The organism is Burkholderia sp. LAS2, from assembly GCF_018417615.1.
Taxonomy (GTDB): domain Bacteria; phylum Pseudomonadota; class Gammaproteobacteria; order Burkholderiales; family Burkholderiaceae; genus Burkholderia; species Burkholderia sola.
Window position 1 is genome coordinate 841,277 of sequence record NZ_CP071054.1, and the last position, 26,621, is coordinate 867,897.

Below are 26,621 nucleotides of genomic sequence, written 5' to 3' on the forward strand. Positions count from 1 at the left end.
CAAGGCCCACGCGATGCATCGTGCCCCTAAGCGATCGACCGACGCCCGATGGCGGGCGCGGTCCTCATCGCGGCCATCAGCGTTGCGGATGGCATTCCCAGTTGTTGTACGTCGGCCGATCGATCGGCGTGAGCCCCGGAATCATGAACACCGTACAGCCGAAACGCCGCCCCTTGCCGGTCGTCGCGTCGTAACTCACCTTCTGGCCGCCGAGCCCGTCCTTCTTCCCGTACTGGACGTTGGCGATCGTGATCTCGTCCGACGACGCGAGCCCGAGCGTCTTCGCGGTCGACGTCTGCACGTCGACCATGTTCATCTGCGTCGAGCCGCACGCGGCGAGCACGAGGCCGGCGACCGTGACGCCCAGCGCGGTCCGTACGGTGCAATGCAAGGTTTGCTTCATGGTTTCTCCTTCGATTTCCCAATGCGAGGCGCTTACGTGCCCGGCGTATAAAAGCTGGCCTGGATCTGGCTGCCGATCGTCGCGACGTACGATTGCCAGAGCAGCGCCATCGCTCCCGTCGCGTTGACGGCCAGCGCGGGCCACGACGCGCTCTGCGGCGCCACCGTCGACGCGCTCCACGCGCCCTTCCGGTAGCTGGCCGCGATGACGGCCGACGCACCCGGCAAACCGGTGTCCTGCCACGCGGCCGTCACGTTGCCGCCCGCATCGACCACGAGCGGCGGGTACTGGAGTGCCGCGCCGTTCAGGTGTTCGGTCAGCCGCTGCAACGGCCCCCAGTTGCCGCTGGCATCGGACACGCTCACCTGCAGCGCCGCGCCGCCTTCCGCCCACATCGCGGCGGCCACGCCGTTCTCGTTGACGGCGAGCATCGGCGTCGCGATGAAACCGGTCGGCTCGACGATGGCGGGCGCGACGGGTTGCGACGGCTGCCACCCGGTGCCGGACACGTAGCGTTGCGACATCGTGGTGGTGGTGAGCTTCCCGCCCGTCACGTCGAGCTGCCCCCAGAGCAGCGTGATGTCGCCCTTCGCGTCCATGCCGGCCACCGGCGAGATGATCGTCGTGAACAGGCTCGTGTTCGATACGGCCTGATTGACGTCGGTCCAGCCGTTGGCCGGGTCGTACGTGGCCGTCCACAGCGCCGAGTGCGTATGGTTGGTCTGCCGCCACGCGAGCACGGCGCGGCCGGACGACAGCACCGAGATCATCGGCCCCACGTTGTCGGTGTCGCCGGTCACCGCGCCCGGCCCGGTCTGCACCGGCATCTGGATCAGCGCCGTCGGCGACCACTGTCCGGACTGCGTGTAGCGCGTCCATGCGATACGCGTATCGAGCAGGCTGATCGACTGCGTCCACGCGACGAGCGCGTTGCCCTGGCCGTCGATGCCGGCCGAATAGGTCGACCCCGTCACGTCCGGCGCGACTTCGAACGCCGCGCCCCAGCCGCCGGCCGGGCTGTACGGGCGTGCCCACAGCGCATACGTGTTCGGGCCCGGCATCCATTCGGTCCAGAACGCGACGGCCTGCCCGCTCGCGTTGCCGACCACGCGCGACGGGCTCGAGCTCGTCGTGTTCATCGAATGCGAGCCGTCGCCCGTGTCGAGCCGCGTCGCGGTTCCCCAGCCCGAGCCAGCGGCATAGCGCGCGCCCCACATCTCGTTGCCGTTCGCGCCGGTCGGGCCGTTAGTCATCCACGTGGCGAGCGCATTGCCGCTCGCGTCGAGCGTCACGCTCGGGGCGCCCTCCGGCCCCTTGCCGTCCACCGCGGCGGCCGTCGACCAGCCGGCCTGCGGCTGCGTGGCGCCGCCGCCGGTCGGGCCGCCTGTCGACCCGCCGCCGGGCGACGTCGAGCCGGACGGCGAACCGGGATTCGTCGGCGTCGACGACGACGCGCCGCCGTTCGTCGCGACATCGTCGCCGCCGCATGCGGTCAGTGCGAGCGCGGCCGCCATGACCATCCATGTAATGGGTTTCATCGGAATCCTCTTGTTTTCATTTGTCGGCGTACTCTCGTCTGCCGTTGGGCGGATACGACGCATCGTTTCGCCCGCACAATCGTTAAGCAATGCTATTGAACAGGCATGGAAACCGGCATCTTCCCGTGTCCATTTCATGAACGCTTCCGTCGTGCGGATCAACGCGAACGCCGCTTTCGGCAGCCCTCCCCCACCGTGCAGCGCGGCCCCCGTCAGGTCGTCCATCGTCGGACGTCCGCCACTGCCGGCTGCATCTTAATTCAAGCGATCCGGATTCAAGGTGGCGTTGCGTCCACACTGAGTGGATTTCCGTTTCGCGGGCGCCGGCCCCGGCGCGGCTGGCAGGCCGGCACACTGCCGGACATGACGGCCCGTGAGGTACGATACGCGCCGGGGCAACGCGCCCCCTGAGAGAACCGGCCGTCGCGGCCCCCTACCCGACACAAGAAAAATGCCAAGAAACCCGACGCTGAACCGAAACCTGTTCGCCGCGCTGGCGGCCAGCCTGCTGTGGATGCCGGCCGCCCATGCGAGCGGAGACGACGGCTGCTACGTGCCGAACACGCTCCGGCAGACGTCCTACTCGTGCGGCAACGTACCGATGCTGACGCCCGCCAACGACACGCGCATCAACGCGATGCTGATGATGGTCGACAGCGCCAAGGTCGCGCAGGTGTTTCCCGACCCGAAGACCATCCCCGCGAAAGAGCGGATCGACCGGATCGTCGTGCCGTTCCCGATGGACTTCTCCGGATGGATCGACATCGGCCAGAAGGCGCCCGACAAGACCGGCGGCGGGGCGGATGCCGATGCGTCGTCGAACCGGTACGCGGACGGCGAAGGCAGCATCTGCCGCAGCATGAGCGCGGGCGCGGACGCGTTCAACGATGCACTGGGCGGCGCCGGCGGCCTGCCCGCCGACGAAGCCGCGCGCCTGCGCGCGGCGCGCGCCGACATCGCGCAGAAGACCTGTGCCGCGGGCGGCGCGAGTGCCGCGTGGACGAAGCCGCCGGTCAAGTCGCCGCTCGGCCAGCAGTTCGCCGCGTACCTCGACGGCACGAACGCGTTCTACCGCGCCGACTTCCTCACCGCGACCCGCGCGTTCGCGAACGCCTCGCACAGCGCGGACCCGTGGCTGAAGGAAACCGGCCTGTACATGGCCGGGCGCGCGCAGTTGAACGCCGCGCAAGCCAACGCATTCGACAACGACAGCCCGACGCCGACGCGCGCGCGCGTGACGAAGGTATCGCTCGACGCGGCGAACACGGTGTTCCAGACCTACCTGAAGATATATCCGAAGGGGCGCTATGCGGTGTCCGCGAGCGGGCTGTTGCGACGGGTCGCGTGGCTCGGCGGCAATGTCACGCAGCAGGCGGACCTGTACGGCCATGCGCTCGCGCGCTGGTCGCCGGCGACGTCGAACGTGCCGCTGATGCAACTGGCGAACGAACTCGACAGCAAGCTGCTGTTCGGGTCGGAATTCGACGCGCGCCAGATCCAGTCGCCGACCGTGCTCGCCACCGTCGACCTGCAGCGCATGCGCACGTCGGACAGCACCGATGCGAGCCGCAAGCCGATGACGCTGGACGAGCTGCAGGCGCAGAAGCCGCGCTTCGCGAACGCGCCCGCGCTGTACGACTACCTGCTCGCGACCTGGTACGTGCAGCTCGGGCACAAGCCGGACGCCGCCCTCGACCTGTTGCCGCAGACGCCCGCCGCGCCGCTCGACTACTTCGGGCTGAGCCAGCAGGCGCTGCGCGGGTTCGCGCTGGAGGACAGCGGCCAGAACGACAAGGCCCGCCAGCTGTGGCGCGACCTGATCCCGCTCGCGACGTTCCGCTTCCAGCGCGAAATGCTCGAACTCGCGCTCGCGATCAACCTGGAGCAGGCCGGGCTCGTCAACGACGCGTTCGCCGACGATTCGCCCGTGCAGAACGCCGCGATCCGCGGGGTGCTGCTGCAGCGCACGGCCAATGCCGACCTGCTGCGCGCGCAGGCGCAGAATCAGGCGACCACCGGCGCGCTGCGCAGCACCGCGCTGTACACGTTGCTGTACAAGGAGCTCACGCGTTCGCACTACGCGGACTTCCTCGCCGATACCGCGCTGGTGCCCGGCACGCCCACCGATCCGGTGAAGCCGTTCGTCGCGGCCGGCGCGAAAAACGAAGACGGCTACACGTGCCTGTCGGCGCGCGACATCGCCGCGACGCTGCAGCAGAATCCCGCCGATCCGAAAGGGCTGAACTGCCTCGCCGATTTCGTGCGGCTGCATCCGCCCATGTCCGGCCTCGAAAGCGATCCGGTGCCGCTGTGGATCCGCAACGCGTCGAATACGGCCGCCACGCGCGTGCCGCCGACGCTCGGCGCGACGCCGTCGCAGTTCGCGGGCAAGCCGTACGAGCGGATGTCGAGCTACGTGACGGTGATGGCCGATACGCAGGCGAACCCGAACGACCGCGCGTACGCGTTCTATCGCGCGATCAAGTGCTATGCACCGGGCGGCTCCAACGAATGCGGCGGCAAGGACGTGCCGAAGAGCACGCGCAAGCGCTGGTTCGACACGCTGAAGACCGCCTATCCGGGCAGCCCGTGGGCGCAGAAGCTCCGCTACTACTGGTAAGCGCCGCATGAAGCGCATCGCGTGCGTCGCGCTGCTGCTGGCCGCGCGCGTCGCGCTCGGCGGCACCGTCGACGCCGCGCGGTACGACGCGTTCTGGCTGTGGGCGGGCGTGAAGCCGCAGGCGGTCGTGCGCGGTGCGCGCATCGTCTACGTGCTGCAAGGACAGATCGAAGCGTCGCCGCAAGACGAGTCGCAGGTGCGCGTGATCGCGCAGGGCGTCGCGCTGCCGCCCGCGCCCGATGCGCGCGTGTGGCTCGTCTATCGGGCGCATACGCTGCGCTGGACGCCGCGCGTCACGCAGATCATGCTCGCGCAGCTCGCACGCTGGCGTGCGTCGGGTCGCACGATCGCCGGCATCCAGATCGACTTCGATGCCGGCACGCGTCATCTTCAGGATTACCTTGCGTTCCTGCGCACGTTGCGCGATACGTTGCCCGCCGATTGCCGGCTCAGCATCACGGGGCTGCTCGACTGGAGCAGCCGCATCGATACCGACCAGGTCAACCAGCTCAAGGGGATCGTCGACGAGGTGGTCGTGCAGACCTACCAGGGCCGCCGCACGATTCCCGACTATGCGGCGTACCTGCCGCGCGTCGCGCGGCTGCAACTGCCGTTTCGGATCGGCGTGATCCAGGGCGGCGAATGGGATGCGCCGCCGTATCTCGCGTCGAATCCGTGGTTTCGCGGTTATGTCGTATTCCTGCGCAACGGTTAGCGGGTGAAAACACGGCGCGGGCGATCGCAGCCGCGGCTGGATCGCCCGCCTTCAATCACGGCGCCGCCCGCCGCAGCGGGCCGGCGCCGCCATCCTTACGCCCGCACGAACGCGAGCAGATCGGCGTTGAGCACGTCGGCGTTGACCGTCAGCATCCCGTGCGAATAGCCCGGGTACGTCTTCAGCGTGCCGTTCTTCAGCAGCTTGATCGACTTCAGCGCGGCATCCGCGATCGGCACGATCTGGTCGTCCTCGCCATGCAGCACGAGCGTCGGAACGGAGATCGACTTCAGGTCGTCGGTCTGATCCGTTTCCGAAAACGCCTTGATGCCGTCGTAATGCGCCTTCGCGCTGCCTTCCATCCCCTGCCGCCACCAGTTGCGGATCACGCCCTGATGCACGGTTGCACCTTCGCGGTTGAACCCGTAGAACGGACCGCTCGGCACGTCGAGGAAGAACTGCGCGCGATTGTCGGCGAGCGCTTTGCGGAAGCCGTCGAACACCTCGAGCGGCAGGCCTTCGGGGTTCGATTCGGTTTTCAGCATCAGCGGCGGCACCGCGCTGACCAGTACGGCCTTCGCGACGCGGCCGGCCGGCTCGCCGTGCTTCGCGACGTAGCGCGCCACTTCGCCGCCGCCGGTCGAGTGACCGATATGCACCGCATTGCGCAGGTCGAGCGCCTCGACGACCGCGAATGCATCCGCCGCGTAATGATCCATGTCGTGACCGTCCGACACCTGCGCCGAGCGGCCATGGCCGCGCCGGTCGTGCGCGATCACGCGATAGCCGTTCTGGACGAAGAACAGCAGTTGCGCATCCCAGTCGTCGCTGGACAGCGGCCAGCCGTGGTGGAACACGATGGGCTGCGCATCTTTCGGGCCCCAATCCTTGTAGAAAATCTCGACGTTGTCCTTCGTGGTGACGTACGGCATCGCGGTGCTCCTGTGAGGTGGATGAACGTGGCGAACGGGCCGCCGTCATTATCGGCTTTATTGTGAAACCGCGACGCCATCGTGCAATGCGATGGTCGATCATTCACCGGCAGGAAACGAACGACGCAGCGCGTCAGCCGTCCGTCGACACTGTGACGGCTTCCCACGCGCGGATTTCGTCGTCCAGCGCCGCCAGCTTGTCGCGCACGAGCCGCAACGCATCGCTGCCGAGCAGCAGATGCGCGGGCGGATGGTCCGCTGCCATCACGGCGAGCATCGCCCGCGCGGCCTTCGCGGGATCGCCCGGCTGCTTGCCGCTTTTTTCCTCGCGCGCGCGGCGGATCGGGTCGAACAGCGCATCGTAGTCGGCGATCGAGCGCGGCGTGCGCGCCATCGAGCGGCCGGCCCAGTCGGTGCGGAACGAACCCGGCGCGACGGCCGTCACCGCGATGCCGAACGGCGCGAGCTCCTTGCCGACGGTCTCGGAAATACCCTCCAGCGCGAACTTGCTGCCGCAGTAGTACGCGATGCCCGGCATCGTGATGTGCCCGCCCATCGACGTGATGTTCAGGATGCGGCCGCGCCGGCGCTCGCGCATGAACGGCACGACGGCCTTCATCATCGCGACCGCGCCGAACACGTTCACGTCGAACTGCCGCCGCATCGCGTCGAGCGGCGACTCCTCCATGATCCCTTCGTGCCCGTAACCGGCGTTGTTCACCAGCACGTCGACGGGCCCGACGTTCGCCTCGATGTCCGCGACGACGCCGTCGATGCGCTCGAAATCGGTCACGTCGAGCACGCGCGCGACGGCCGCCTGCGCGGACAGCGCTTCGAACGCGCGCGCCGCCTGCTCGCTGCGTACCGTGCCGACCACCGTGTGACCGGCGGCCAGCGCTTCCTGGGCCAGCGCGCGGCCGAAACCGCTGCTGACGCCGGTAATGAGCATGAGGTTGCCGGATGCCATGCGAGCTTCTCCCGAATGTGGATTGAAGCGTGCATACTAGTCTGACGAACGACGCCGAATAAGCCCGATTCCGCTGATTTTCTTGCACAAAACTATGAGCACAGTGCCCGCCTCCGCCCGACCTCCATTGCTGTCGCCGCGTGACCGAAAGCGCCTGGTGACGCTGCTGCGCGCGCTGGCGCCCGACGAGGGCTACAACCTGACCGCGCTGCCGAGCGTGCGCGTCCTGCGCTCGAACCGCGCGCTGTCGCGCACGCCGGTGCTGTACGACCCGGGCATCGTGATCGTGTGCCAGGGATCGAAGCGCGGCTACTTCGGCGGCGAGCGCTATCTGTACGACGAACACCATTACCTGGCCGTGTCCGTGCCCGTCCCGTTCAGCATGGAGACCGACGCGACGCCCGAGCGCCCGCTGCTCGCGCTGTACCTGCACCTCGATTTCACGCTGGCCGCCGAACTCGCCGCGCAGATCGACCGGGCCGGCGTCGCGGAAACCGTGCAGGCGCCGAAGAGCATGATGTCGACGCCGATGGACGAAGCGATGCACGCATCGGTGCTGCGTTTCGTCGACGCGATGCAGCGGCCGCTCGACGCCGCGGTGCTCGGCCCGGCGCTGCTTCGCGAGTTGTATTTCCGCGTGCTGACCGGCGCGCAGGGCAACGCGATGCGCAGCGCGCTGGCGATGCGCGGGCAATTCGGCCGGATCGGCCGATCGTTGCGGATGATCCACGCCGATTACGCGCGGCCGCTCGACGTGTCGCAACTGGCCGACGCAGCCGGCATGAGCGTGCCGAGCTTTCACAGTCACTTCAAGGCGATCACGCAGGTGTCGCCGATGCAGTACCTGAAGTCGACGCGCCTGCATCAGGCGCGATTATTGATGGTGCGCCAGGACCTGACGGCGGAGGCGGCCGGCTACGCGGTCGGCTACACGAGCCCGTCGCAGTTCAGCCGGGAGTTCAAGCGCCTGTTCGGTTCGACGCCGGCGAAGGAAGCGCAGCGCATGCGCGCGAGCTTCGCGATCCCGGAAGCGTTCGACGATGCGGTGTTCGTGTCGTCGCATTGATGCCATTCACGTGCGCTGAACGCCGACCGCGACGCACGCGTTCATCGCGCGGCATCGAGCGCGAGGCCGGCCAGCGACTTCAGGATGAACGCGGTCACTCCCCAGATGTCCTGCGGCTGATCCGCCCAATACCAGCCGCCGGCACGTTCGCCGTCCGCGTATTGCCGCGGCAGATCCGGATTCAGCAGCGCGGCGAACGGGAACTCGAAAATTTCCTCGACTTCGGCCGGCGCGGCCGCCCACGCGGCGGCTTCCGGCACGATGCCGACCACCGGAAAGATCGCGTGATTCCGCTTTCGGGTCTTGTGAATCGGCAGGCTGCCGATCACGCGCACCGCAGCGGGATCGAGGCCGATTTCCTCGAATGACTCGCGCAATGCGGTCGCGCCGATGCTCGCGTCGGACTCGGTCGGGCGGCCGCCCGGGAAGCTCACGTGCGACGAATATTCGCTGAGCCCCGACGATCGTTTGGTGAGCAGGATCGTCGGCTCGCGCCGCGCGACGATCGGGACCAGCACGGCGGAGAATTTCCACTGGCGGTCGTTGTCCGTGAGGTAAAGCCGCGCCGTCGGCCACTCCGTATCGGCGGGAATCCGGAGCGCTTCCACGCCGCGCACGATCGTTTCCAGCGCGGTGTACGGTGAATCGGTAGGCGCGTCGCGGGGATGCAGGACGCCTTCGTCGGATGTCATGTCTTCCTCCTGCATGCGTGAAAGTCGGGGGTCGCACGCGATTGCTCATCGCACCCCTTCGAACGTGATCGTCTGTTCCGGCGCAAAAACCGACTGCCGCTGCCGGCTCGCCGTCAGCGAATCGGTGCACATCGATCATGCATGAAAACCGGACGGCACGTGTGCCGCCACCTTCGTCGAATCATGCAGGCACAATGGCGTACGGCATGCCCTTCCCGGCTGCGATCCATACGAAATGCCCATGCCCCCCTACACCTTCCGCCTGCTGAACGTCTTCGCCGAATCGACGTTCGGCGGCAATCCGCTTTGCGTGTTCGACGATGCGCGCGGCATGGACGACGCGACCATGCAGGCGCTCGCCGTGCAGTTCAACCTGTCGGAGACGACCTTCGTGCTGCCGTCCGAGCGGGCGCATGCACGCGTGCGCATCTTCACGCCCGGCTACGAGATGGCGTTCGCGGGCCATCCGACGCTCAGCACCGCGCACGTCGTGCGCGAGCGGCTCAACGCAGGCGATGCGCTGACGCTGGAATTCAAGGCCGGCGTCGTCGACGTCACCGCGCGCGACGACGTGTGGACCTTCATCGCGCCGCACGCCGGCATGCCGAACACGGCGCCGTGCACGTTGTCCGATGCGCGGATCGCGGCGCTGCTCGGGCTCGCCGAGGACGACCTGCTCGCGCCGCCGCTGTGGGTCGACACCGGCGCCGACCAGTTGCTGGTCGCGCTCAAGGACCCGGCCGCCGTGCGACGCGCGCAGCCTGACAGCGCGCATCTCGACATCTGGCCGCGAAGCAGCCTCGGCCGGAAGACCGCCTATGTGTTCGCGTTCGACGCCGAACGGCCGGGGACAGTCGTGTCCCGCTACTTCTTCGTGAAGCAGGGCGGCGGCGTATCGGAAGATCCGGGCACCGGATCGGCCTGTGCGAACCTGGGCGGCTGGTTGCTTGCCGCCAGTCACGATCTGCCGGCCGCGTTTCGGGTCGAGCAAGGCGAAGCCGTCGGCCGGCCTTGCGTGCTGCGGTTGTCGGTCGATGCGGCGGGCAAAATCGGCGTCGGCGGGCGCGTGATCGAAATCGGGCGCGGCACGATCAACATGTGACCGACACGCGCGCGCCAGCGCCGACGGTCATCGCGCGCCCACCCGCCACACCGTCACTTCGTGCAGCGTGTCGCCCGGCTTGAGCACCGTCGACGGGAAGGCCGGACGATTCGGCGAATCGGGAAAATGCTCGGCTTCCAGCGCGAACGCATCGGTTTGCCGGTAGGCGGTCCCGCCCTTGCCCGCGACGCTGCCGTTCAACCCGTTGGCCGTATAGAACTGCAGCCCCGGCTGCGTCGTGTACAGCTCGAGGAAACGCCCGGACGCCGGGTCGTAGGCGCGCGCGGCAAACGCCGGCGCCGGCTGGCCGCCCTGGTCCAGCACCCAGTTCTGGTCGTAGCCATGCGCGATCGCCAACTGCGGATACGCATCGCGCAAATGCGCGCCGATCGGCGTCAACTGGCGCAGATCCATCGGCGTGCCCGCGACGCTCGTCAGTTGTCCGGTCGGAATCGACGTATCGTCGGTCGGCGTGAAACGCGAGGCGGCGATCTCGATCAGTTGCCGCTCGACGCTGCCGCCGGCGTGCCCCGCCAGATTGAAGTAGCTGTGGTTGGTCAGGTTGACGACCGTGTCCTTGTCGGTCGTCGCGCGGTAGTCGATGCGGATCTGGTCGTCGCGGGTCAGCGTGTAGGTCACGTCCGTCGTCAACGTGCCGGGGAAGCCGTTCTCGCCGTCGGGGCTCACGTAGCGCAGCGTGACGCTCGAACCGGCCGCGTCGCTGTGCGTGCCGGTGACCTTCCACACCTTCGCGTCGAAACTGTCGGGGCCGCCGTGCAGCGTGTTCGGCCCGTCGTTGACCGGCAGCGTCCACGTCTTGCCGTCGAGCGCGAAACGCCCGCCCGCGATGCGGTTCGCATACCGGCCGATCAGCGCGCCGAAATGGATGTTGCCGTTGTGCGCTTCGTAGTCGCGCAGCGAATCGAAGCCGAGCACGATGTCGGCAACGTGGCCGGTGCGGTCCGGCACGTCGAGCGCGGTCACGATGCCGCCGTACGTGATCACTTTCAGCGTCACGCCGTGCCGGTTCGCGAGCGTGTACTGGCTCACCGCCTGCCCGCTCGCGGTCGTCCCGTAATCGGCGCGGCTGATCGACACGGCGGCTGCCGCCAATGCGATGGCGGCATGCAAGCCGAACGTTGCGAACACACCTATCGCGAGCATCGATTGTCGCGGCCAGTGTCGTTTCATGAAAACCTCCGAAGTGATGCGGCCCGTGCTCGCATGCAAGTCGCATGCCTGCACGTCGCCGCGTGTGTCATGCCGCGCGCCCCGCCTCCGTCGTATCGCGACGCTCACGTATGGTCCGCGCGCCACCGGCGTGGCGTGACACCGGTCAATCGCGCAAAGGTTCGCGAGAAATGGCTCTGATCGGCGAAGCCGCACGCAACGGCGATCATGCTCAACGGCACGTTCGGGTTGCGCATCCATTCCTTCGCCCGTTCGACGCGCTGCACGACGAGCCAGCGATGCGGCGGCAGCCCGGTCGTTCGATGAAACGCCTTGACGAAATGGCTGCGGGACAGCCCGCACGCGCTCGCGACGTCGGCCAGCCCGATGTTGCCGTCGAGGTGCGCGAGCAACAGCTCCTGCGCACGGCGCGCCTGCGACGGCGTGAGCTTGCCGTCCGACCTTTCCCGCCGTTCGCCGACGCCGCCGTAACGGTGCGCGACGTGTGCCTGAAACGCCAGCCCCACGTGATCGATGAAGATCTGCGATGCTTCGCCCGGCCGGGCCAGCGCCGGCAGTAGCGACTGGCCGAGCGCGTGGATGATCGAGTCGTGGGTGCTCAGATGCGGCGGCAGGTAAAGCTGCGGCCGCTGCCGGCCGCCGAGGTCGTCGACCGTTTCCTCGAGCGTGTGGCGCGGCAGGTGGAAATGCAGGCAATCGAACGCGCCCTTGAGGTCGGCCACCCAGCGGCGGTCGAGATCGTAGATCGACACGGTTCCCGCGTCATACGGGACGAACGGCGCGGGGCGGCCATCGAGCCACAGATCCTGTTCGCCGAACGGACGCAACTGCAATACGATGAGATCCGTATTCTCGAGTTCGTAGGGTGCGGTCAGCCCCATGTTCCGGCGCAAGCTCTGGAGTCGGACGATACCGATTTGCCCGTGCGGCAACGCTTGCGTGACGACGGTCTGCCTGACGTCGGCGGGGAGGAAATCGGACGGCGCGGTGTCCGGCTGAGGGGCGCTCATGGGGCGATGCGGGTCGCGAATGACGATACCCGCCACTCTAGCAAATCGCGGCGACGCACGCTGCTCATGCCGCCCCGGCGCTGGTATGATGCGCCAGCCACCTCTACCGGAATCCGCGATGAAGCTGTCATTCGAAGCGCTCGAAGCCCTGGACGCGATCGACCGCACCGGAACCTTTGCCGAAGCCGCGGAACTGCTGCATCGCGTGCCATCCGCGCTGACCTACCTGGTGCAGAAACTCGAAAGCGATCTCGGCGTGGCGCTGTTCGACCGCAGCGGACGCCGCGCGAAGCTCACGCATGCGGGACGCATCGTCGTCGAGGAAGGCCGGCGCCTGCTGCGCGCGGCCGAGCAACTCGAAATGAAGGCGCTGCGTGCGCAACAGGGCTGGGAAACGGAAGTGCGTGTCTGTATCGACGAAATTCTGCCGTTCGATGCGCTGTGGCCGTACGTGCACCGGTTCTACGCGCTCGGGATGGACACGCGGTTGCGTTTGTCGACCGAAGTGCTCGGCGGCGCGTGGGATGCGCTGATTTCGCGTCGGGCCGATCTCGTCGTCGGCGCGGCGGGCGAACCGCCGGAATTGCCGGGCATCGTCGCGCGGCCGATCGGCTCGCTGAAACACGTGTTCGCGGTCGCGCCGACCCATCCGCTCGCATCGATGCCCGAACCGCTGGCGATGGCGTCGGTCGTTCGGTATCGCGGCGCGGTGATCAGCGATACGTCGCGCGAATTGCAGCCGCAGTCGGTCGCGATCGATGCGGGCCAGCCGACCCTCGCGGTCCCGACGCTGGCCGCGAAACTCGAAGCGCAATGCGAAGGGCTCGCGGTCGGCACCCTGCCGGAATGCATCGCGGCGCGCGCGATCGCCGACGGCAAGCTCGTCGCGCGGCAGGTGACGGGCATGCGCGACACCACGCACTGCTATCTCGCGTGGCGCGGCGACGAGGCCGGCCGCGCGCTGCACTGGTGGGTCGAGCAACTCGACCAGCCCGATCTCGTCGAACGCTTCACGACGCCGGACTGACGCGCGCGTTCACGGCCCGGCGGCACGGCGGGGTCGCGCGCGCGGCCGCCTCGTCGATGGCTGACGGCCCGGCAGCGCGCGTCATCCAGCGCCCCCGGCACGGCGCCACGCGCCGTGAAAAAAAGCGCATGCCGATCCCCCCGCTGCCGGCCCCTCGCGGCCCACCCCGGCGTCAGCCGAGCGAATCGTGCAGCCGCTTCATTTCCTTCTCGAGCCAGCCGATCAGGCTGAACCCCGCGTGCGCCTTCTCGACCGGCGGAATCATCATTCGTTCCTCGGTCGCGATATGGTCGGTGAGCGACTCGCACATCAGCCTGCCGAGCGCCGGCTTCCGGCCGATCAGCGCCGACAGATCCTCGCTGCGAAGCTGATGCACGGTCATCGCGGTCACCGCGTGGACGGTCGCGTGAAGCCGCGTGCCGGCGAGCACGACCGACTGCCCGATCGCATCGCCCGGCGCCATCCGCCGGACTTCGACGTCGCCGGACGCGCCCGGCACGAACACCGCCGCGACACCCGATTCGACGATCGTCAGCACGCGCGACTCCGAATTCGACGCATAGATCACGTCGCCCTTGCCGAACGAACGCGAGACCAGCGCATCGGCCAGCACGGCCAGATCGTCGTCGTCGACGCGCGCGAACAGTTCGACCGCGCGCAACAGCAGCAGCCGACGCGATACCGGATCCGCTTGCGACGTCGACGACGATGCGGACACCGGCGCCGGCCCCACGAGCGGCCGCCACGCGACGCCCGCCGCGGCCAGGTGCCGATGCGCGAGATCGTAGAGCGCGTTGCGCACGGTCGTTTTCTTCTGCAGCGCGTCGACGTAGCAGACGAGTTCGTACTGGATCGCGTTCGCGCGGAACGCCTTCACGACGGCAATCGGCGCGGGGCGCGCGAGCACGTCGAGCGAACTCGCCGCGGCCCGCTCCAGTGCGCCGACGGCGACGGCCGGCCGCACCGCGGGATCGAGGTCGAGCACGAGCGTGACGCCGTGCAGGCCGGCCGGCTCGCTCAGGTTCACGATGGTGGCGCGCGCCGCCGAGCTGTTCGGCACGACGACCAGGTTGCCGAGGTTGTCGATCAGCTTCGTCGAACGCCAGTTGCTCTCGACGATCCGCCCTTCGAGCTCGCCGATCGACACCGTATCGTCGAGCCTGAACGGTTGCGTGGTGTTCAGCACGAGCCCGGAGAACACGTCGTTCAGCGTGTTCTGGAGCGCGAGACCGAGGATCACCGCGACCGCGCCGGAGGTCGCGACGAGGCCGCTCAACGGCAGGCCGAGCACGTAGCCCAGCGCGGCCACCGCGGCCGCGCCGAACACGATGCCCGCGGCGATGTCGTGAAAGAGCCGCTGGCTGTGCCACGCACGCGGCAGCAGCAGATGATTGAGCAGCAGGCTGAACACGATCGCGCACTGGAGCCACCACGCGATGCACACGGCCTGGACCACGATCCGGTCGAGCCCGCCGAGCGACGCGGGAACGGCGAGCGGGCTGACGCCGGTCGCGAACAGCACCGCGCTCAGCGCGGCGAACGCCGCGCAGCGCCGGATCGCGCGAACCACGGGGCGATCGCGCGCGAACAGCCGCCACGCGGCGAGATCGGCGAGCACGATCGGCGCACCGTAGATCGCCGTATCGGAGAAATTCAACATGTCGGATCGCCAGCGCGGCACGCGAAAAGGGCGAAGCGGCAGCACGCAGCTCGCCGCGGGAACGGCATCGTCAGGCACATCGCGTGCTGCCCGCCGACGCGCGGGCTGCGGCTAGTCACGCCGACGCACGATGCCCGGCAACGGCAACACATAGCGGCCGGCGCCCGCGATCGCGATCGTGCCGAACAGGATCAGCAGCATCCACGCGAACTGCGCGTCGCGCAGCGGCCAGTCCGGATGGACGAACACCAGCGCGACGAGCGTGACGACCATCACCGGCAGCGCCGCCAGCCGCGGGTACAGACCGACGATCATGAAGATCGGGCACACGACCTCCGCGAAGATCGCGAACAGGATCGACAGCGTGCGGCCGAGATGGAACGGATCTTCGATGGCCGCGGCTTCGGCCGTGTAATGGACGATCTTCGGCAAGCCGTGCACCACGAGCAGCAGCACGCTGGCGGCGACACGCAGGAACAGCAGGCCGAGGTCGGTCGCGTGACGGGAAAGGTCGGAAGGATCAGGTTTCATGCGCCGGTTCGTCGATTGAGCGGGATGCGCGGCGACGTGCACCCCGGGGCGTTTCGCCGCGCCGGCGTTCAGTGATGTCGCGCGATGTCGGCGAGCGCGCGGGGTCGGCGCGCACGCGTGCCGACGGAGTGCGGGCGCCCTCCGTCCACGCAATCTACGCGTGCCGCCTGCCGCCGTCCTGTAACCGGGCTGAATCGTTCTGAAGCATCGGAGACGCGCGACGAACCCGGCGTCACGACTCGCGCGTCGGCCGCTCGGCCTCGGCCGCATCGAATCCGAGCGCATGCACCTCCGACCACGCATCGTGCACGACCTGTGTCGACCCTGCGGTATGCGCGAGCGCGGCCGCATACGCGGCCAGCAACCGCACGCGCGCATCGTCGGACACCGGGGTCGCGTCCGCGTCGCGCATCGCATCGAGCGCGACGCGCGCCCGCTCGCGGCATTCGTCGACGAGCGACAGATCAAACAGGCAAGGCACCGCGACGGCCGCGAGCGCGGTGCCGAGCGCCGCGTCGCCCTGTGCCGAAAACGCCCAGTCGAGCGCGGCCCGCAGATTGCCGAGCTCGCGCCGCACCGCATCGAGCCGGGTCGTGCTGCCGGCCTCGCCGCGCGGCTCGCCGCCACCGTGGGCCGCGCGCCGGAACAACGCGAGGAAGTAGGTCGCATGCGCGCGCGCGGCAGCCGCCCCTTCGCCGTGACTGTCGAGCTGCTGTTGCGCGTAGGCGCGCGTGGTCGTCAGCAGCCGGTAGCGCGGTGCGCCGTGTGCGGTCTCGAGGATCAGCAGCGACTTCGACACGAGGCCGGCGATCGTATCGAGCAGGTCGGCGCCGGCCAGCCCGTTAGCGCCGACGACCTCGCGCACGGCCTCGATCGAGAAGCCGTCGCGAAACACGCCGAGCCATCGCAGCAGCAGGCGCTCGGCGTCGCCGAGCAACCGGTAGCTCCAGTCGACCATCGCCTGCAGCGTCTGATGGCGCGGCAACGCGGTGCGAAAACCGCCGGTCAGCAGCCGAAAGTGATCGTCGAGATGGGCGGCCAGCACGTCGATGCCCAGCACGGCGGCGCGGGCCGCGGCCAGTTCGATCGCGAGCGGCAGGCCGTCGAGGCGGCGGCAGACCGACGCCATCAACGACAGGCTGCGCGCATCGAGCGGAAAACGCGGATCGGCCGCGCGCGCACGCGCCGCGAACAACTGCACCGCGCTCGCGCTCATCGCCTCGCGATCGCCGGCCCCTTCGTCGGGCACGTCGAGCGGCGGCACCGGGCATACGCGCTCGCCGTGGATGCGCAGCGATTCCCGGCTCGTCGCGAGCACGCACAGCCCGTCGTCCGCATCGGTGAGCGCGCTCGCGATCTGCGCGGCGGCGTCGAGCAGGTGCTCGCAATTGTCGAGCACGAGCAGCATCCGCCGACGCGCGACGCTGGCGAGCACCGCTTCGAGCGTCAGCGAGCCGATCGGCTGCGTGATGCCGAACGCGCCGGCGAGCGCGTCGGGCACGAAGCGGGGACACGCGACGGTGGCGAGCGAAACGAATACGGTGCCTTCCGGAAAACGTGCGGCGGCGCGCGCCGCCGCTTCGATCGCGACCCGCGTCTTGCCGATGCCGCCCGCGCCGACCAGCGTCACGACGCGCGCGCCCTGCAGCGCGGTCAGCACGTCGGCGACCGTCTGTTCGCGGCCGAACAACGCGCTCGGCGCGGCGGACGGCCGCCCCATCGCGGGACGCACGGGCGCGTCGCCGTCGTCCTGCCCGACGACCAGACGATAGCCGCGGCCGGGCACCGTCACGATCAGGTTCCGGTCGCCGGCCAGCGCCTTGCGCAGCGAAGCGATGTGCACCTGCAGGTTGTTTTCCTCGACGACGGTGTGCGGCCATACGCGCTGCATGATGTCGTCTTTCGATACCAGCGCACCGTCCGCCCGAATCAACAGCTCGAGAATTTCGAATGCGCGGCTGCCGATGCGCAGCAGCTTGCCGTTCGAACGAATTTCACGTCTGTCGAGAAAAACGTGAAGTGTTCCAATCCGGATCATGAGAATTTCTTGAGGGTGACATTCAACGGCGCCCCACTGAAATCGGGGGCCGGTTCGGCATCAATGCTACGGTATTTGCATGGTCGAATGATTCAAATTATCAGAATGAACGACACGAATTTTTTGAAATGACGAACAATGCCGTCGGGAAACGCTGCTTTTCGCCCCCGCACCGACATGCGGCAGGGTCACGCACGTTTCATGTGCAAATCGTGGATGCGCCGATAAATGCGATTTCGTTATATCAGACGAAATGATTTTCGCTCGGCGCAATGCGGCGCATTTTCGTTTTGATTGACCGGCCGGTTTATTTCAGACGCCTCTATTGTGGCCGCCGAATATCCGTCGGCTCGTTTGCCCGCGTTTGCGCGCGATTCGCCGCAGGCCGGGCCGGCCTGCGGCGCCGGCTCAGGCCTGCGCGAACGCCAGCAGTTCGTCGTTCAGCCTGGCCGCGTGCGTCAGGTAGAGCGCGTGCGGGCCGCCTTCGTAGACGCTCAGCGTCGCATGCGGGACGCGCTTCGCGGTGGCGGCGCCGGTCAGCGCGAGCGGCGCCGTCTGGTCGTCGTCGCCGTGAATCACGAGCGTCGGCACGTCGAACCGTTGCAGGTCGGCGCGGAAATCGGTTTCGGAAAACGCGCGGACGCAATCGAGCGTGCCCTTCAGCCCGCCCTGCAGCGCCATGACCGACGTCCACCCCAGCGCCGCCCGCGACACCGTCGAGCCGCCGCGGTTCGAGCCGGTAAAGAGCGGCCAGAAGCCGTCGAAAAACGCCGCGCGATCGGCCACGATGCCCGCGCGGATGCCGTCGAATACCGCGACGTCCACCCCTTCCGGATGATCGTCGCGGCGCGCGACGAGCGGCGTCACCGAGCCGATCAGCACCGCCTTCGCGATTCGGCGCGTGCCGTACCGGCCGATGTAGCGCGCGACCTCCCCACCGCCCATCGAAAAGCCGACGAGCGTCACGTCATGCAGGTCGAGCGTGTCGAGCAGCGTCGCGAGATCGTCGGCCAGCGTGTCGTAGTCGTATCCGCTCCACGGTTGACCGGACCGCCCGAAGCCGCGCCGGTCGTACGCGATGCAGCGCAGGCCGTGCGACGCGAGATGATGCATCTGCACGTCCCACATGTCGGCGTTCAGCGGCCAGCCGTGAATGAACACGACCGGGCGGCCGCTGCCCCAGTCCTTGTAGTGAATCGACACGCCGTCGCGGGTGGTGAACGTGCTCATGAGGGTTCCTTGCGGGTAGGGAAGCCGCGGACGCGGCCGAAGCGTGCGGCGCGGCGCGTCATGCCCGGGACTGCCGGGCGACGAACTGCTCGAGCGCCGTCGCGAGGACCATCTCACGGCAGTTCGCGGGGCGTTTCTCGCCGCGCCACTGGGGTTTGTAGATCGCGTCGCCGATCCGGATCGGCTGCCCGGTGAGCGCGCAGCGTGCCAGCCTGCGCGCCTTCGCGCAGATCCAGCGTTGTTCGTCGTAGCGGCAGCGGGTCGGATCGCTCCACGACACCAGCATCGACGAATCGGTCTGCCGCTCGACGGCGACGATCGCGCTGCGGCGGCGCACGTCGCCGCTCGACGGCACCGGCGCATCGTCCCGATGCGGGCGACGCGCGCCGTCCGTGTCCCGCGTGCGCGGCATCGGCAGCATCCGGACGCCCGCGACGGGCATCGGTCCGAGCGACGTGATCATGTGCTCCCAGCGATTGAAGGCGTCCATGGCGGCATATCCAGGCAGGTGACGGGCGGCGCGGGCCCTGCCGGCCCGTTCGCGTGGCGCGCAACGTGTGGCGGTGACCCGATGTTGACGATAGCCGCCGCGCGCTGAAGAGTCCCGGTCCCGCGCTTAATTTTTCTGCAATGCGGCAAATTCGCGCGCGGCGCCGCGGCGTTCAAGAAAATTCAGCCGGATTTCAGTACGGCGCGCACCGCATCGGGATACGCTCCCGACGGCATTCGTTCGTCCGCGCGCGCCAGTCGCCGCGCGGCGGCGCACGCCGGACGGCTGCCGGGCGGGATGGCCGCGGCCGGCCGCCACCGATCCACCATCCCGTGCGGCCTCGCCGCCGCATACCCCAGGAGTCCAGATGCATCCCGAACCGACCGATGCCGTTGCGTCGGCCCGCCGCCGCGACATGCTGCTCGCCGGCGCGACGGCCGTTGCCGCAGCCGCGCTGCCCGCGATGGCCGCCGCCGCCGGCACGCCGTCCCACAGCCCCTCTTCAGCCCATGCAGGCGCGCAGACGATGAACACCATCACCACCAAGGACGGCACGCAGATCTACTTCAAGGACTGGGGCAGCGGCCGCCCGGTCGTGTTCTCGCACGGCTGGCCGCTGTGCGCGGACGCGTGGGATGCGCAGATGCTGTTCCTCGTGCAGCGCGGCTATCGCGTGATCGCGCACGACCGCCGCGGCCACGGTCGCTCCAGCCAGCCGTCGCGCGGCAACGACATGAACACGTACGCGGACGATCTCGCCGCGCTGCTCGATGCGCTCGACGTGCGCGAAGCCACGCTTGTCGGCCACTCCACCGGCGGCGGCGAAGTCGCGCGCTATATCGGCCGTCACGGCACGAAGCGCGTGGCGAAGGCCGTGCTGATCGGCGCGGTGCCGCCGCAGATGGTGAAGTCGCCGACCAATCCGGGCGGCCTGCCGATGGACGTGTTCGACGGCATCCGCAAGAACGTCGCGGAGAACCGTTCGCAGTTCTACAAGGATCTCGCGGTGCCGTTCTTCGGCTTCAATCGCCCGAACGCGAAGGTGTCGCAAGGCACGATCGACGCGTTCTGGTCGCAGGGGATGATGGGCGGCATTCACGGCCAGTATCTGTGCGTGAAGGAGTTCTCCGAAGTCGACTACACCGAGGACCTGAAGAAGTTCGACGTGCCGACGCTCGTGCTGCACGGCGACGACGACCAGATCGTGCCGATCGACGATTCGGCGCGGCTGTCGTCGAAAATCGTCAAGCACGCGGTGCTGAAGGTGATCGAGGGCGGCGCGCACGGGATGTGCGTCGTGAACGCCGATCGCATCAACGCCGAGCTGCTCGCGTTCCTGCAGGCGTAAGCGCGCCGTCCGCCGCGGCGGCGCGCATGCCGCCGCGACGGATGCCGCACACGTGCCGTTCAGGACTTTTCAGGAAATTTCAGATCGCGCGGCGCCGCGCTCACGGCGCCCGCACCGGGCGCAGCAGGATGCCGAGCAGCGCGCCGGCGAGCGCGAACGCCATCGCCACGCGGAAGTTGTCGGCCAGCGCGAGCGTCGTGGCCTGCACGCGCACCGCGCGATCGACGAGCGCGTAGGTCGCCTGGTTGCCGGTCGCGAACGTGGCGCCATGCGCGACCAGCGACGCCGCGCCGGCCCGCAGCCGTTCGAGCGTTTCCGGATCCGACAGCGACACATGCAGACCGACGAGATTCGAATGGGTAGCCTCCCTGATCCGCTGAATCACCGCGATCGACGTCGTGCCGAGCTGCCCGCTCAGCAGGCGCGTCGTCTGCACGACCGCGCCGAACGTCAGCGCATGCTCGGCCGTCACGTGCCGGCCGAAGAACACGATGACCGACGTGAGCGCCATCGTCTGGCCGAGCGCCTGCAGCAATTGCGACGGAATGAAATCGGGCTCGGCCCACACCGGCGTGAGCCGCGAGCCGAGCGCGAACGCAATCGCCACCATCGCGAAGCCGGCGACGATCAGCCGGCGCGGGTCGACACGCTGCAGCAACAGCGCGACGCATGGCGCGAACAGCAGTTGCGGAATCGCGATCCAGCGCAGCGTATCGCCGATCTGCAGCGGGCGCAGCCCGTACGTACTTGCGAGGAACAGCGACGGGATGAAGCTCGTGTTGAGCACGGTGAAGCGCACGAGGCCGACGAGCACGATCAGCAGCGCGATGTTGGGCCGCGCCAGATAGCCGAGATCGATGCCCGCGCGCGGCGACGCGAGTTCATGGATCAGGAACGCGGCGATCATCAGGATGCCGGCGGCCAGCAGCGCGACGATCAGCGGCGACTGCAGCCAGAACAGCCGCTCGCCCTGGTCGAGCGCGATGCACAGGCACGCGAACCCGCCCGCGCCGAGCAGCATCCCGCGCGCGTCGATGCCGGACGCGAAGCGCTTGATCGGCTCGTCGGGGAGCGACAGCATCAGGCACGCGATGAACGGCACGGTCAGCGCCGCGTTCTGCCAGAACAGCCAGCGCCAGCTCAGGTGTTCGCTGTACCAGCCTTCGAGCGTGGCCGACAGGTTCAGCGACATCTCCAGATTCATCGCATACGCGGCGATGCCGAACGGAATCAGCCGCGGCGGCAGCGTGCGCACGACGAAGCCGATCGTCAGCGGCACGAACACGCCGGACGCGAGCCCCGCGATCGCCTGGCACACGATGAACGCGCCGAATTGCGTGCAGAGCGGCAGCACGGTTTCCGCGCCGAGAAACACCACGGCGCCCGCGACCAGCACGCGGCGCGTGCCGAACATGAAGGCCGCCGCGATCGCGAGCGGCCCGACGAACATCTGCGATGCGGTGAATGCGGTGTTGATCCACGCGCCTTCGTCGAAGCCGACGCCCAGCGCGCCACGAACGTCGGCCAGCCCGAGCGACGTGATGCGCGACGTCAGCGTCGCGATGATCGCGCCGAGCAGCACGGCCGCGATCGCGGCGATCGACCGAAACGTCGGAATGTCGGAGGCCGGCCCTGCGGCCGGCGCCGGCATGGCATTGCCGGTGGCGAACGTCGTGTTCATCGTCGAGCGGCTCCCGCCTGTCAAGCTGGCGCAAGCATAACGCGGTGCGTCGAATCCTGCCCGTACAACGGAGTTTGCCGATCATGACCCCACCCTCACCCGCGCCGTCGCCCGCCGTGCCCGCGCGTTCCCGCAAGCCGGCCATCGTCGCGATCGCCGCGATCGCGCTGCTGCTCGTCGCGTTGCTCGCGTACGAGTTCGACGCGCGCGATCGCGGCACCGATGATGCATACGTGACCGGCCACCTGCACGTGATCTCGCCGCGCGTGTCCGGCACGGTCGAGCGCGTGCTCGTCGACGACAACCAGTTCGTGCACGCGGGCGACGCGCTCGTGCAGATCGACCGGCGCGACTTCGACGTGCGCGTCGCCGCGCAGCGCGCACGCGTCGCGCAGGCGCATGCCGATGCGAGCCGCGCCCACGCGCTGATCGAGCAGGCGGACGCGGCGCTCGTGTCGGCGCACGCCGATGCCGAAAAAGCCGAACTCGATTACGCGCGGGCACGCGAACTGACCCGCGAGACGCCGCGCGGCTTGTCGAAGCAGGAGTTCGATGCGGCCGATGCCGCTCGCAAGTCCGCCCGCGCGCGCGTCGCGGCGGCCGATGCGCAACGGCGCAGCGCCCTCGCCGCCGCCCAGGCCGCCGACGCCGCGTCGAGCCAGAACGATGCCGAATTGCGCGACGCACTGCTGCAGCTCGGCTACACGGCGGTCGTCGCGCCGTCGGACGGCTACGTCGGCAAAAAGACCGTCGAGACCGGCGAGCATGTCGCGCCCGGCCAGGCGCTGCTCACGCTGGTCGAGCCGCATCCGTGGATCGTCGCCAATTTCCGCGAGACGCAGTTGCGGCACGTACGCGCCGGCGACGCCGTGCAACTGCGCTTCGATGCGCTGCCGGAACGCGCGTTCAGCGGCCGCATCGACAGCTTGTCGCCCGCGACCGGCGCGCAATTCGCGCTGCTGCCGCCCGACAACGCGACCGGCAACTTCACGAAGGTCACGCAGCGCGTCCCCGTGAAGATCCTGCTGGACGGCCCGGCCGCGACGGAGCCGCGCATCCGGCCCGGGCTGTCGGTCGTCGTCACGCTGCAACCCGGCGGCGCAGCGCGATGAAGCGCGCCTTCGCCGTACTCGCCGCGAGCCTGCTGGCCGCCTGCTCGATCGCGCCGCAGCCGCTCGCGCCCGTCCCGGTCGGGCGCGACGGGTTCCGCCATGCCGATCCGTCGACCGATGCGCGCGCGCCGTCGCTCGCGGCGTGGCCTGCGTGGTTCGGCGACCCGCAACTCGGCCGCCTCGTCGACGCCGCGCTCGCGCACAACCTCGACATCCGCGCGGCGGCCGCGCGCGTCGACCAGGCGCAGGCGCTGCTCGGCGTGCGCGAGGCCGCGCTGGCGCCGGCCGTGCGCGTCGACCCGTCGTTCAGCCGCACGCGCGTATCCGGCACGGTCGACAACGCGCTGCCGAAGCGCACGATGCACAACTGGTCGGTTCCGGTCGCCGCGAGCTACGAAGTCGATCTATGGGGACGCTTGCGCGGCGACGCCGACGTCGGCGAACAGAACGTGCTGCAGGCGGCGGCCGACCGCGATGCGGTGCGTTTGCGGGTGGCGACCGAAGTGGCCGTCGACTACCTGACGCTGCGCTACGTCGACGACGATCTCGTGACGCTCACGCGCGCGATCGGGCTGCGGCGCACCGCGCTCGACGTGATCGCCGCGCGCGTGCGGGCCGGCGCGGCGAGCGATCTCGACGGACTGCGCGCGTCCGCCGATCTCGATACCGCGCATGCCGATCTCGCGGAGAGCCGCCGGCTGCGCGAGAACCTCGTCGACGCCATCGCGGTGCTGACCGGCGTGTCGCCGACCGCGTTCGACGTCGACACGGGCGCCGTGCCCGTGCAGGTGCCGGATGTGCCGGCCGGGCTGCCGTCCGCGTTGCTCGCCCAACGCCCGGACGTATTCGCGGCGGCCCGGCGCGCCGACGCGGCGTCGCTCGAGCTGGGCATCGCGCGCACCGCGTGGCTGCCGACGCTGACGCTGACCGCCGACGGCGGTTTCGCCACCCGCGACCTGCGCTCGTTTCTCGACCGCAACAGCTCGCTGTGGAGTCTCGGCGCGAACGTCGCGCTAACGCTGTTCGACGGCGGCAAGCGCGACGCGGCGGTGGCCGCCGCGCGGGCCGGCACGGACGTCGCCGACGCCAACTATCGCGCGACCGCGATCGCTGCGTTACGCGACGTGCAGGACGCGCTCAACGACATCGCCGCGCAAAAGGAGCGGATCGTGCGCTACGACCATGCGGCACACGCGACGGACGCCGCGGCGCGGCTGTCGCTGAGCCGTTACGCGCACGGTTACGTCAGCTACCTGGAAGTGATCGACGCCGATCGCGATGCGCTGAATGCGCGGCGCCAGCTGATTCACAGCCGGCAGGCGCTGGCCGTCGCGACGGTGAGCCTCGTGCGCGCGTTGGGCGGCGGATGGACGCCGCCGGCGCGCGCCGGCCGGGCCGGGTTACGCGACGCGACGCAGGCCGACGCGCGATGAATGGACCGAACGGCCGGCGAACGCGTCACACGAGCGCGAGCCGATGCGCATCCTCGCCGAGAAACCGGTGCACGAAGGTCACGGCCATCGCGCCTTCGCCGACCGCCGACGCGACGCGCTTGACCGATCCCGATCGCACGTCGCCGGCCGCGAACGATCCCGGCACGCTGGTTTCCAGATGGTACGGCCGCCGCTCGAGCGGCCATACGCGCTCGAACGCGGGACAGTCGTACAGGTCGCCGCCGGTCACGAGATAACCGTCCGGATTGCGAATGATGTCGGTGTCCTTCGCCCAGTCGGTATTCGGCGCGCCGCCGATGCACACGAACAGGCGCGTGGCCGGCAGCCGTTCGCGCGTGCCGTCGGCCGAGCGAAGCTCGATCGCGTCGAGCCAGCCGTCGCCGTGCAGCGCGGCGACGCTCGACCGATAGCGGACCTCGATGTTCGGCGTCCGCTCGATCCGGTCGATCAGGTAGCGCGACAGCGTGTCGGCGAGCGACGCCCCGCGCACGAGCATCGTCACCTGGCGCGCATGCCGCGCGAAATTCATCGCGGCCTGGCCGGCCGAATTGCCGCCACCGACGATGAACACCTGCTCGCCCGCGCACATCGGCGCTTCGCTCGACCCCGCGCCGTAGAACAGCCCCGCATTGAGAAACGCCGGCTCCTCCGGCAGCCCGAGGCTGCGATATTCGATGCCGGTCGCGCAGATGTTCGCGCGCGCGACCAGGATCGATCCGTCGGCGAGCTCGACGCGGATCTTGCCGTCGACGAACGTCGCATGCACGCCTTCACGCATCGTCAGCAGTTCGACGCCGAACTTCACCGCCTGCTCGCGCGCCCGTTCGGCGAGCTCCGCGCCCGGGATGCCGTCCGGGAAGCCCATGTAGTTCTCGATCAGCGAACTCGTGCCGGCCTGCCCGCCGATCGCGCCGCGCTCGATCACGACCGCGCGCAGCCCTTCGGACGCCGCGTAGACCGCCGCCGACAGCCCGGCGGGCCCCGCGCCGTAGATCGACACGTCGTATTCGACGAAACGCGGGCGCGCGACCCAGCCGAGCCGCGCCGCGATTTCGGCCAGGGTCGGCTGGTACAGGCGCGAGCCGTCCGGAAAGATCACGACCGGCAGCCGGATGTCGTGCAGCGGCGCGATGCCGAGCACCTGCGCGCAGTCGGCGTCGGATGTCAGCTCGCACCAGTCGTACGCAATCATGCGCCGCTGCAGGAAATCGCGGATCGCATACGCGTCCCTGCTGCGCGGCAGGCCGACGATCCGCACGTGTTGCGGTTGATCCATGAGCGCCTCCCGAGGATGTCGATGTCGAATGCGGCCCGGCCGGTGCCCGCGCCGGACGCATTCGCGACTGTACGCCGTCGCCGCGCGCCGCGCGGGCCGCTTCATGACAATTAAGGTGCGGCCGCGACGCGACGCTGCACAATGCCGCGTACCCCTCCCGCTTGCGGCTTCGCGCCGGCCGTGCCGCAAGCGTCGCTCCCGCGCCGGCACCGGAGCGCAAGATGGCCAACGCCTGTACGCATCTCGACGAAGCACGCGTGTTCGACACCGACAAGGACTACTGTGAGGAATGCGTCAAATCCGGCAGCCGCTGGGTGCATTTGCGGATGTGCCTGATCTGCGGGCACGTCGGCTGCTGCGACTCGTCGCCGAATCGCCACGCGAGCCGGCATTTCCGCGAAACCGGCCACCGGCTCGTCCGCTCGATCGAGCCCGGCGAGCGCTGGATCTGGTGCTACGCGGACGAAGTCGTCGCCGGCGAAGTTCCGTCGTAACGCGACACGCGGCGCCATCGGCGCCCGTTCATCCCCGATTCGCC

23 protein-coding genes are annotated in these 26,621 nt (G+C 69.0%); 9 read left to right on the plus strand and 14 right to left on the minus strand.

The features are described from left to right. Positions 1-76: 76 nt before the first annotated feature. Together JYG37_RS32945 and JYG37_RS32950 are read right to left on the minus strand one after the other, a co-directional pair. On the minus strand, positions 77-403 hold the full coding sequence (locus JYG37_RS32945; RefSeq protein WP_124557104.1) for a hypothetical protein: 327 nt from the start codon (positions 401-403) through the stop codon (positions 77-79). Between the two features lie 32 nt (positions 404-435). Beyond that, positions 436-1,941 (minus strand): hypothetical protein, encoded by a 1,506-nt coding sequence (locus tag JYG37_RS32950; protein WP_209928360.1) that lies wholly within the window; start codon positions 1,939-1,941, stop codon positions 436-438. A 451-nt stretch (positions 1,942-2,392) separates the two neighbouring features. On the opposite strand from JYG37_RS32950, the gene JYG37_RS32955 reads away from it, so the two are divergent. Both JYG37_RS32955 and JYG37_RS32960 read left to right on the plus strand, forming a co-directional pair. Further along, the gene (locus JYG37_RS32955; protein ID WP_213346739.1) at positions 2,393-4,561 is read left to right on the plus strand and encodes a PA5441 family protein; all 2,169 of its coding nucleotides are present in this window, start codon (positions 2,393-2,395) and stop codon (positions 4,559-4,561) included. A gap of 7 nt (positions 4,562-4,568) precedes the next feature. Next, positions 4,569-5,276: a DUF3142 domain-containing protein gene (locus JYG37_RS32960; protein WP_050014153.1), complete on the plus strand. Its 708-nt coding sequence runs from the start codon at positions 4,569-4,571 to the stop codon at positions 5,274-5,276. A gap of 95 nt (positions 5,277-5,371) precedes the next feature. On the opposite strand, the gene JYG37_RS32965 is transcribed toward JYG37_RS32960, so the two are convergent. Together JYG37_RS32965 and JYG37_RS32970 are read right to left on the minus strand one after the other, a co-directional pair. Beyond that, positions 5,372-6,208 (minus strand): alpha/beta fold hydrolase, encoded by an 837-nt coding sequence (locus JYG37_RS32965; RefSeq protein WP_050014152.1) that lies wholly within the window; start codon positions 6,206-6,208, stop codon positions 5,372-5,374. Positions 6,209-6,341: 133 nt separating this feature from the next. After that, positions 6,342-7,175: an oxidoreductase gene (locus tag JYG37_RS32970; protein WP_124595365.1), complete on the minus strand. Its 834-nt coding sequence runs from the start codon at positions 7,173-7,175 to the stop codon at positions 6,342-6,344. Positions 7,176-7,269: 94 nt separating this feature from the next. Here JYG37_RS32970 and JYG37_RS32975 point away from each other — a divergent pair, with 94 nt between their 5' ends. Continuing rightward, the gene (locus JYG37_RS32975) at positions 7,270-8,241 is read left to right on the plus strand and encodes an AraC family transcriptional regulator (RefSeq protein WP_050014150.1); all 972 of its coding nucleotides are present in this window, start codon (positions 7,270-7,272) and stop codon (positions 8,239-8,241) included. Between the two features lie 41 nt (positions 8,242-8,282). Here JYG37_RS32975 and JYG37_RS32980 read toward each other — a convergent pair whose 3' ends face one another. Then, positions 8,283-8,933, minus strand: a complete 651-nt coding sequence (locus tag JYG37_RS32980) for an NUDIX hydrolase (protein ID WP_239469020.1) — start codon at positions 8,931-8,933, stop codon at positions 8,283-8,285. A gap of 241 nt (positions 8,934-9,174) precedes the next feature. Here JYG37_RS32980 and JYG37_RS32985 point away from each other — a divergent pair, with 241 nt between their 5' ends. Beyond that, positions 9,175-10,035 (plus strand): PhzF family phenazine biosynthesis protein, encoded by an 861-nt coding sequence (locus tag JYG37_RS32985; protein ID WP_204384606.1) that lies wholly within the window; start codon positions 9,175-9,177, stop codon positions 10,033-10,035. Between the two features lie 27 nt (positions 10,036-10,062). Here the strand turns inward: JYG37_RS32985 and JYG37_RS32990 are convergent, their stop codons facing one another. Together JYG37_RS32990 and JYG37_RS32995 are read right to left on the minus strand one after the other, a co-directional pair. Then, complete coding sequence (locus JYG37_RS32990) at positions 10,063-11,226, minus strand: aldose epimerase family protein (RefSeq protein WP_124639727.1); 1,164 nt, start codon at positions 11,224-11,226, stop codon at positions 10,063-10,065. A gap of 104 nt (positions 11,227-11,330) precedes the next feature. Further along, complete coding sequence (locus JYG37_RS32995; protein WP_050014147.1) at positions 11,331-12,236, minus strand: helix-turn-helix transcriptional regulator; 906 nt, start codon at positions 12,234-12,236, stop codon at positions 11,331-11,333. Between the two features lie 118 nt (positions 12,237-12,354). Between JYG37_RS32995 and JYG37_RS33000 the strand changes: the two genes are divergently transcribed. Then, positions 12,355-13,263: a LysR family transcriptional regulator gene (locus JYG37_RS33000; RefSeq protein ID WP_089471125.1), complete on the plus strand. Its 909-nt coding sequence runs from the start codon at positions 12,355-12,357 to the stop codon at positions 13,261-13,263. Positions 13,264-13,435: 172 nt separating this feature from the next. On the opposite strand, the gene JYG37_RS33005 is transcribed toward JYG37_RS33000, so the two are convergent. The 5 genes from JYG37_RS33005 to JYG37_RS33025 form a co-directional block, all read right to left on the minus strand. Further along, entirely contained in the window at positions 13,436-14,923 is a 1,488-nt protein-coding gene (locus tag JYG37_RS33005; protein WP_050014145.1) for a mechanosensitive ion channel family protein, read from the minus strand. A gap of 111 nt (positions 14,924-15,034) precedes the next feature. Next, entirely contained in the window at positions 15,035-15,454 is a 420-nt protein-coding gene (locus JYG37_RS33010; RefSeq protein ID WP_050014144.1) for a DoxX family protein, read from the minus strand. A 232-nt stretch (positions 15,455-15,686) separates the two neighbouring features. Then, a complete protein-coding gene (locus JYG37_RS33015; RefSeq protein WP_050014143.1) occupies positions 15,687-17,492 on the minus strand; it encodes an ATP-binding protein in 1,806 nt (601 codons plus the stop codon). 408 nt (positions 17,493-17,900) lie between these two features. After that, the gene (locus JYG37_RS33020; RefSeq protein ID WP_124557093.1) at positions 17,901-18,722 is read right to left on the minus strand and encodes an alpha/beta fold hydrolase; all 822 of its coding nucleotides are present in this window, start codon (positions 18,720-18,722) and stop codon (positions 17,901-17,903) included. Positions 18,723-18,780: 58 nt separating this feature from the next. Then, complete coding sequence (locus tag JYG37_RS33025) at positions 18,781-19,212, minus strand: DUF3331 domain-containing protein (protein WP_050014141.1); 432 nt, start codon at positions 19,210-19,212, stop codon at positions 18,781-18,783. Positions 19,213-19,738: 526 nt separating this feature from the next. Here JYG37_RS33025 and JYG37_RS33030 point away from each other — a divergent pair. After that, positions 19,739-20,560 (plus strand): alpha/beta fold hydrolase, encoded by an 822-nt coding sequence (locus JYG37_RS33030; protein ID WP_175978571.1) that lies wholly within the window; start codon positions 19,739-19,741, stop codon positions 20,558-20,560. A 100-nt stretch (positions 20,561-20,660) separates the two neighbouring features. Here the strand turns inward: JYG37_RS33030 and JYG37_RS33035 are convergent, their stop codons facing one another. Next, the gene (locus tag JYG37_RS33035; RefSeq protein ID WP_213346741.1) at positions 20,661-22,241 is read right to left on the minus strand and encodes an MFS transporter; all 1,581 of its coding nucleotides are present in this window, start codon (positions 22,239-22,241) and stop codon (positions 20,661-20,663) included. An 83-nt stretch (positions 22,242-22,324) separates the two neighbouring features. Between JYG37_RS33035 and JYG37_RS33040 the strand changes: the two genes are divergently transcribed. Continuing rightward, positions 22,325-23,353: an HlyD family secretion protein gene (locus JYG37_RS33040; protein ID WP_050014138.1), complete on the plus strand. Its 1,029-nt coding sequence runs from the start codon at positions 22,325-22,327 to the stop codon at positions 23,351-23,353. Continuing rightward, entirely contained in the window at positions 23,350-24,786 is a 1,437-nt protein-coding gene (locus tag JYG37_RS33045) for an efflux transporter outer membrane subunit (RefSeq protein WP_089490292.1), read from the plus strand. Before JYG37_RS33040 ends, JYG37_RS33045 begins: the two co-directional genes overlap by 4 nt. Positions 24,787-24,811: 25 nt before the next feature. On the opposite strand, the gene JYG37_RS33050 is transcribed toward JYG37_RS33045, so the two are convergent. Next, positions 24,812-26,083, minus strand: coding sequence for an NAD(P)/FAD-dependent oxidoreductase (locus JYG37_RS33050; protein WP_050014136.1), 1,272 nt, complete (start codon positions 26,081-26,083; stop codon positions 24,812-24,814). A gap of 221 nt (positions 26,084-26,304) precedes the next feature. On the opposite strand from JYG37_RS33050, the gene JYG37_RS33055 reads away from it, so the two are divergent. After that, the gene (locus JYG37_RS33055; protein WP_124550167.1) at positions 26,305-26,577 is read left to right on the plus strand and encodes a ubiquitin carboxyl-terminal hydrolase 14; all 273 of its coding nucleotides are present in this window, start codon (positions 26,305-26,307) and stop codon (positions 26,575-26,577) included. The last annotated feature ends 44 nt before the right edge of the window (positions 26,578-26,621 follow it).

Coding starts and splice junctions, on each gene's coding strand:
- JYG37_RS32960 (WP_050014153.1), top strand. CDS start 4,569: ATGAAGCGCATCGCGTGCGTCGCGCTGCTGCTGGCCGCGCGCGTCGCG.
- JYG37_RS33010 (WP_050014144.1), bottom strand. CDS start 15,454: ATGAAACCTGATCCTTCCGACCTTTCCCGTCACGCGACCGACCTCGGC.
- JYG37_RS33045 (WP_089490292.1), top strand. CDS start 23,350: ATGAAGCGCGCCTTCGCCGTACTCGCCGCGAGCCTGCTGGCCGCCTGC.
- JYG37_RS32950 (WP_209928360.1), bottom strand. CDS start 1,941: ATGAAACCCATTACATGGATGGTCATGGCGGCCGCGCTCGCACTGACC.
- JYG37_RS32990 (WP_124639727.1), bottom strand. CDS start 11,226: ATGAAACGACACTGGCCGCGACAATCGATGCTCGCGATAGGTGTGTTC.
- JYG37_RS32970 (WP_124595365.1), bottom strand. CDS start 7,175: ATGGCATCCGGCAACCTCATGCTCATTACCGGCGTCAGCAGCGGTTTC.
- JYG37_RS32945 (WP_124557104.1), bottom strand. CDS start 403: ATGAAGCAAACCTTGCATTGCACCGTACGGACCGCGCTGGGCGTCACG.
- JYG37_RS32975 (WP_050014150.1), top strand. CDS start 7,270: ATGAGCACAGTGCCCGCCTCCGCCCGACCTCCATTGCTGTCGCCGCGT.
- JYG37_RS33040 (WP_050014138.1), top strand. CDS start 22,325: ATGACCCCACCCTCACCCGCGCCGTCGCCCGCCGTGCCCGCGCGTTCC.
- JYG37_RS33030 (WP_175978571.1), top strand. CDS start 19,739: ATGAACACCATCACCACCAAGGACGGCACGCAGATCTACTTCAAGGAC.
- JYG37_RS33055 (WP_124550167.1), top strand. CDS start 26,305: ATGGCCAACGCCTGTACGCATCTCGACGAAGCACGCGTGTTCGACACC.
- JYG37_RS33035 (WP_213346741.1), bottom strand. CDS start 22,241: ATGAACACGACGTTCGCCACCGGCAATGCCATGCCGGCGCCGGCCGCA.
- JYG37_RS32980 (WP_239469020.1), bottom strand. CDS start 8,933: ATGACATCCGACGAAGGCGTCCTGCATCCCCGCGACGCGCCTACCGAT.
- JYG37_RS33000 (WP_089471125.1), top strand. CDS start 12,355: ATGAAGCTGTCATTCGAAGCGCTCGAAGCCCTGGACGCGATCGACCGC.
- JYG37_RS32995 (WP_050014147.1), bottom strand. CDS start 12,236: ATGAGCGCCCCTCAGCCGGACACCGCGCCGTCCGATTTCCTCCCCGCC.
- JYG37_RS33025 (WP_050014141.1), bottom strand. CDS start 19,212: ATGGACGCCTTCAATCGCTGGGAGCACATGATCACGTCGCTCGGACCG.
- JYG37_RS33015 (WP_050014143.1), bottom strand. CDS start 17,492: ATGATCCGGATTGGAACACTTCACGTTTTTCTCGACAGACGTGAAATT.
- JYG37_RS32985 (WP_204384606.1), top strand. CDS start 9,175: ATGCCCCCCTACACCTTCCGCCTGCTGAACGTCTTCGCCGAATCGACG.
- JYG37_RS33020 (WP_124557093.1), bottom strand. CDS start 18,722: ATGAGCACGTTCACCACCCGCGACGGCGTGTCGATTCACTACAAGGAC.
- JYG37_RS32955 (WP_213346739.1), top strand. CDS start 2,393: ATGCCAAGAAACCCGACGCTGAACCGAAACCTGTTCGCCGCGCTGGCG.
- JYG37_RS32965 (WP_050014152.1), bottom strand. CDS start 6,208: ATGCCGTACGTCACCACGAAGGACAACGTCGAGATTTTCTACAAGGAT.
- JYG37_RS33005 (WP_050014145.1), bottom strand. CDS start 14,923: ATGTTGAATTTCTCCGATACGGCGATCTACGGTGCGCCGATCGTGCTC.
- JYG37_RS33050 (WP_050014136.1), bottom strand. CDS start 26,083: ATGGATCAACCGCAACACGTGCGGATCGTCGGCCTGCCGCGCAGCAGG.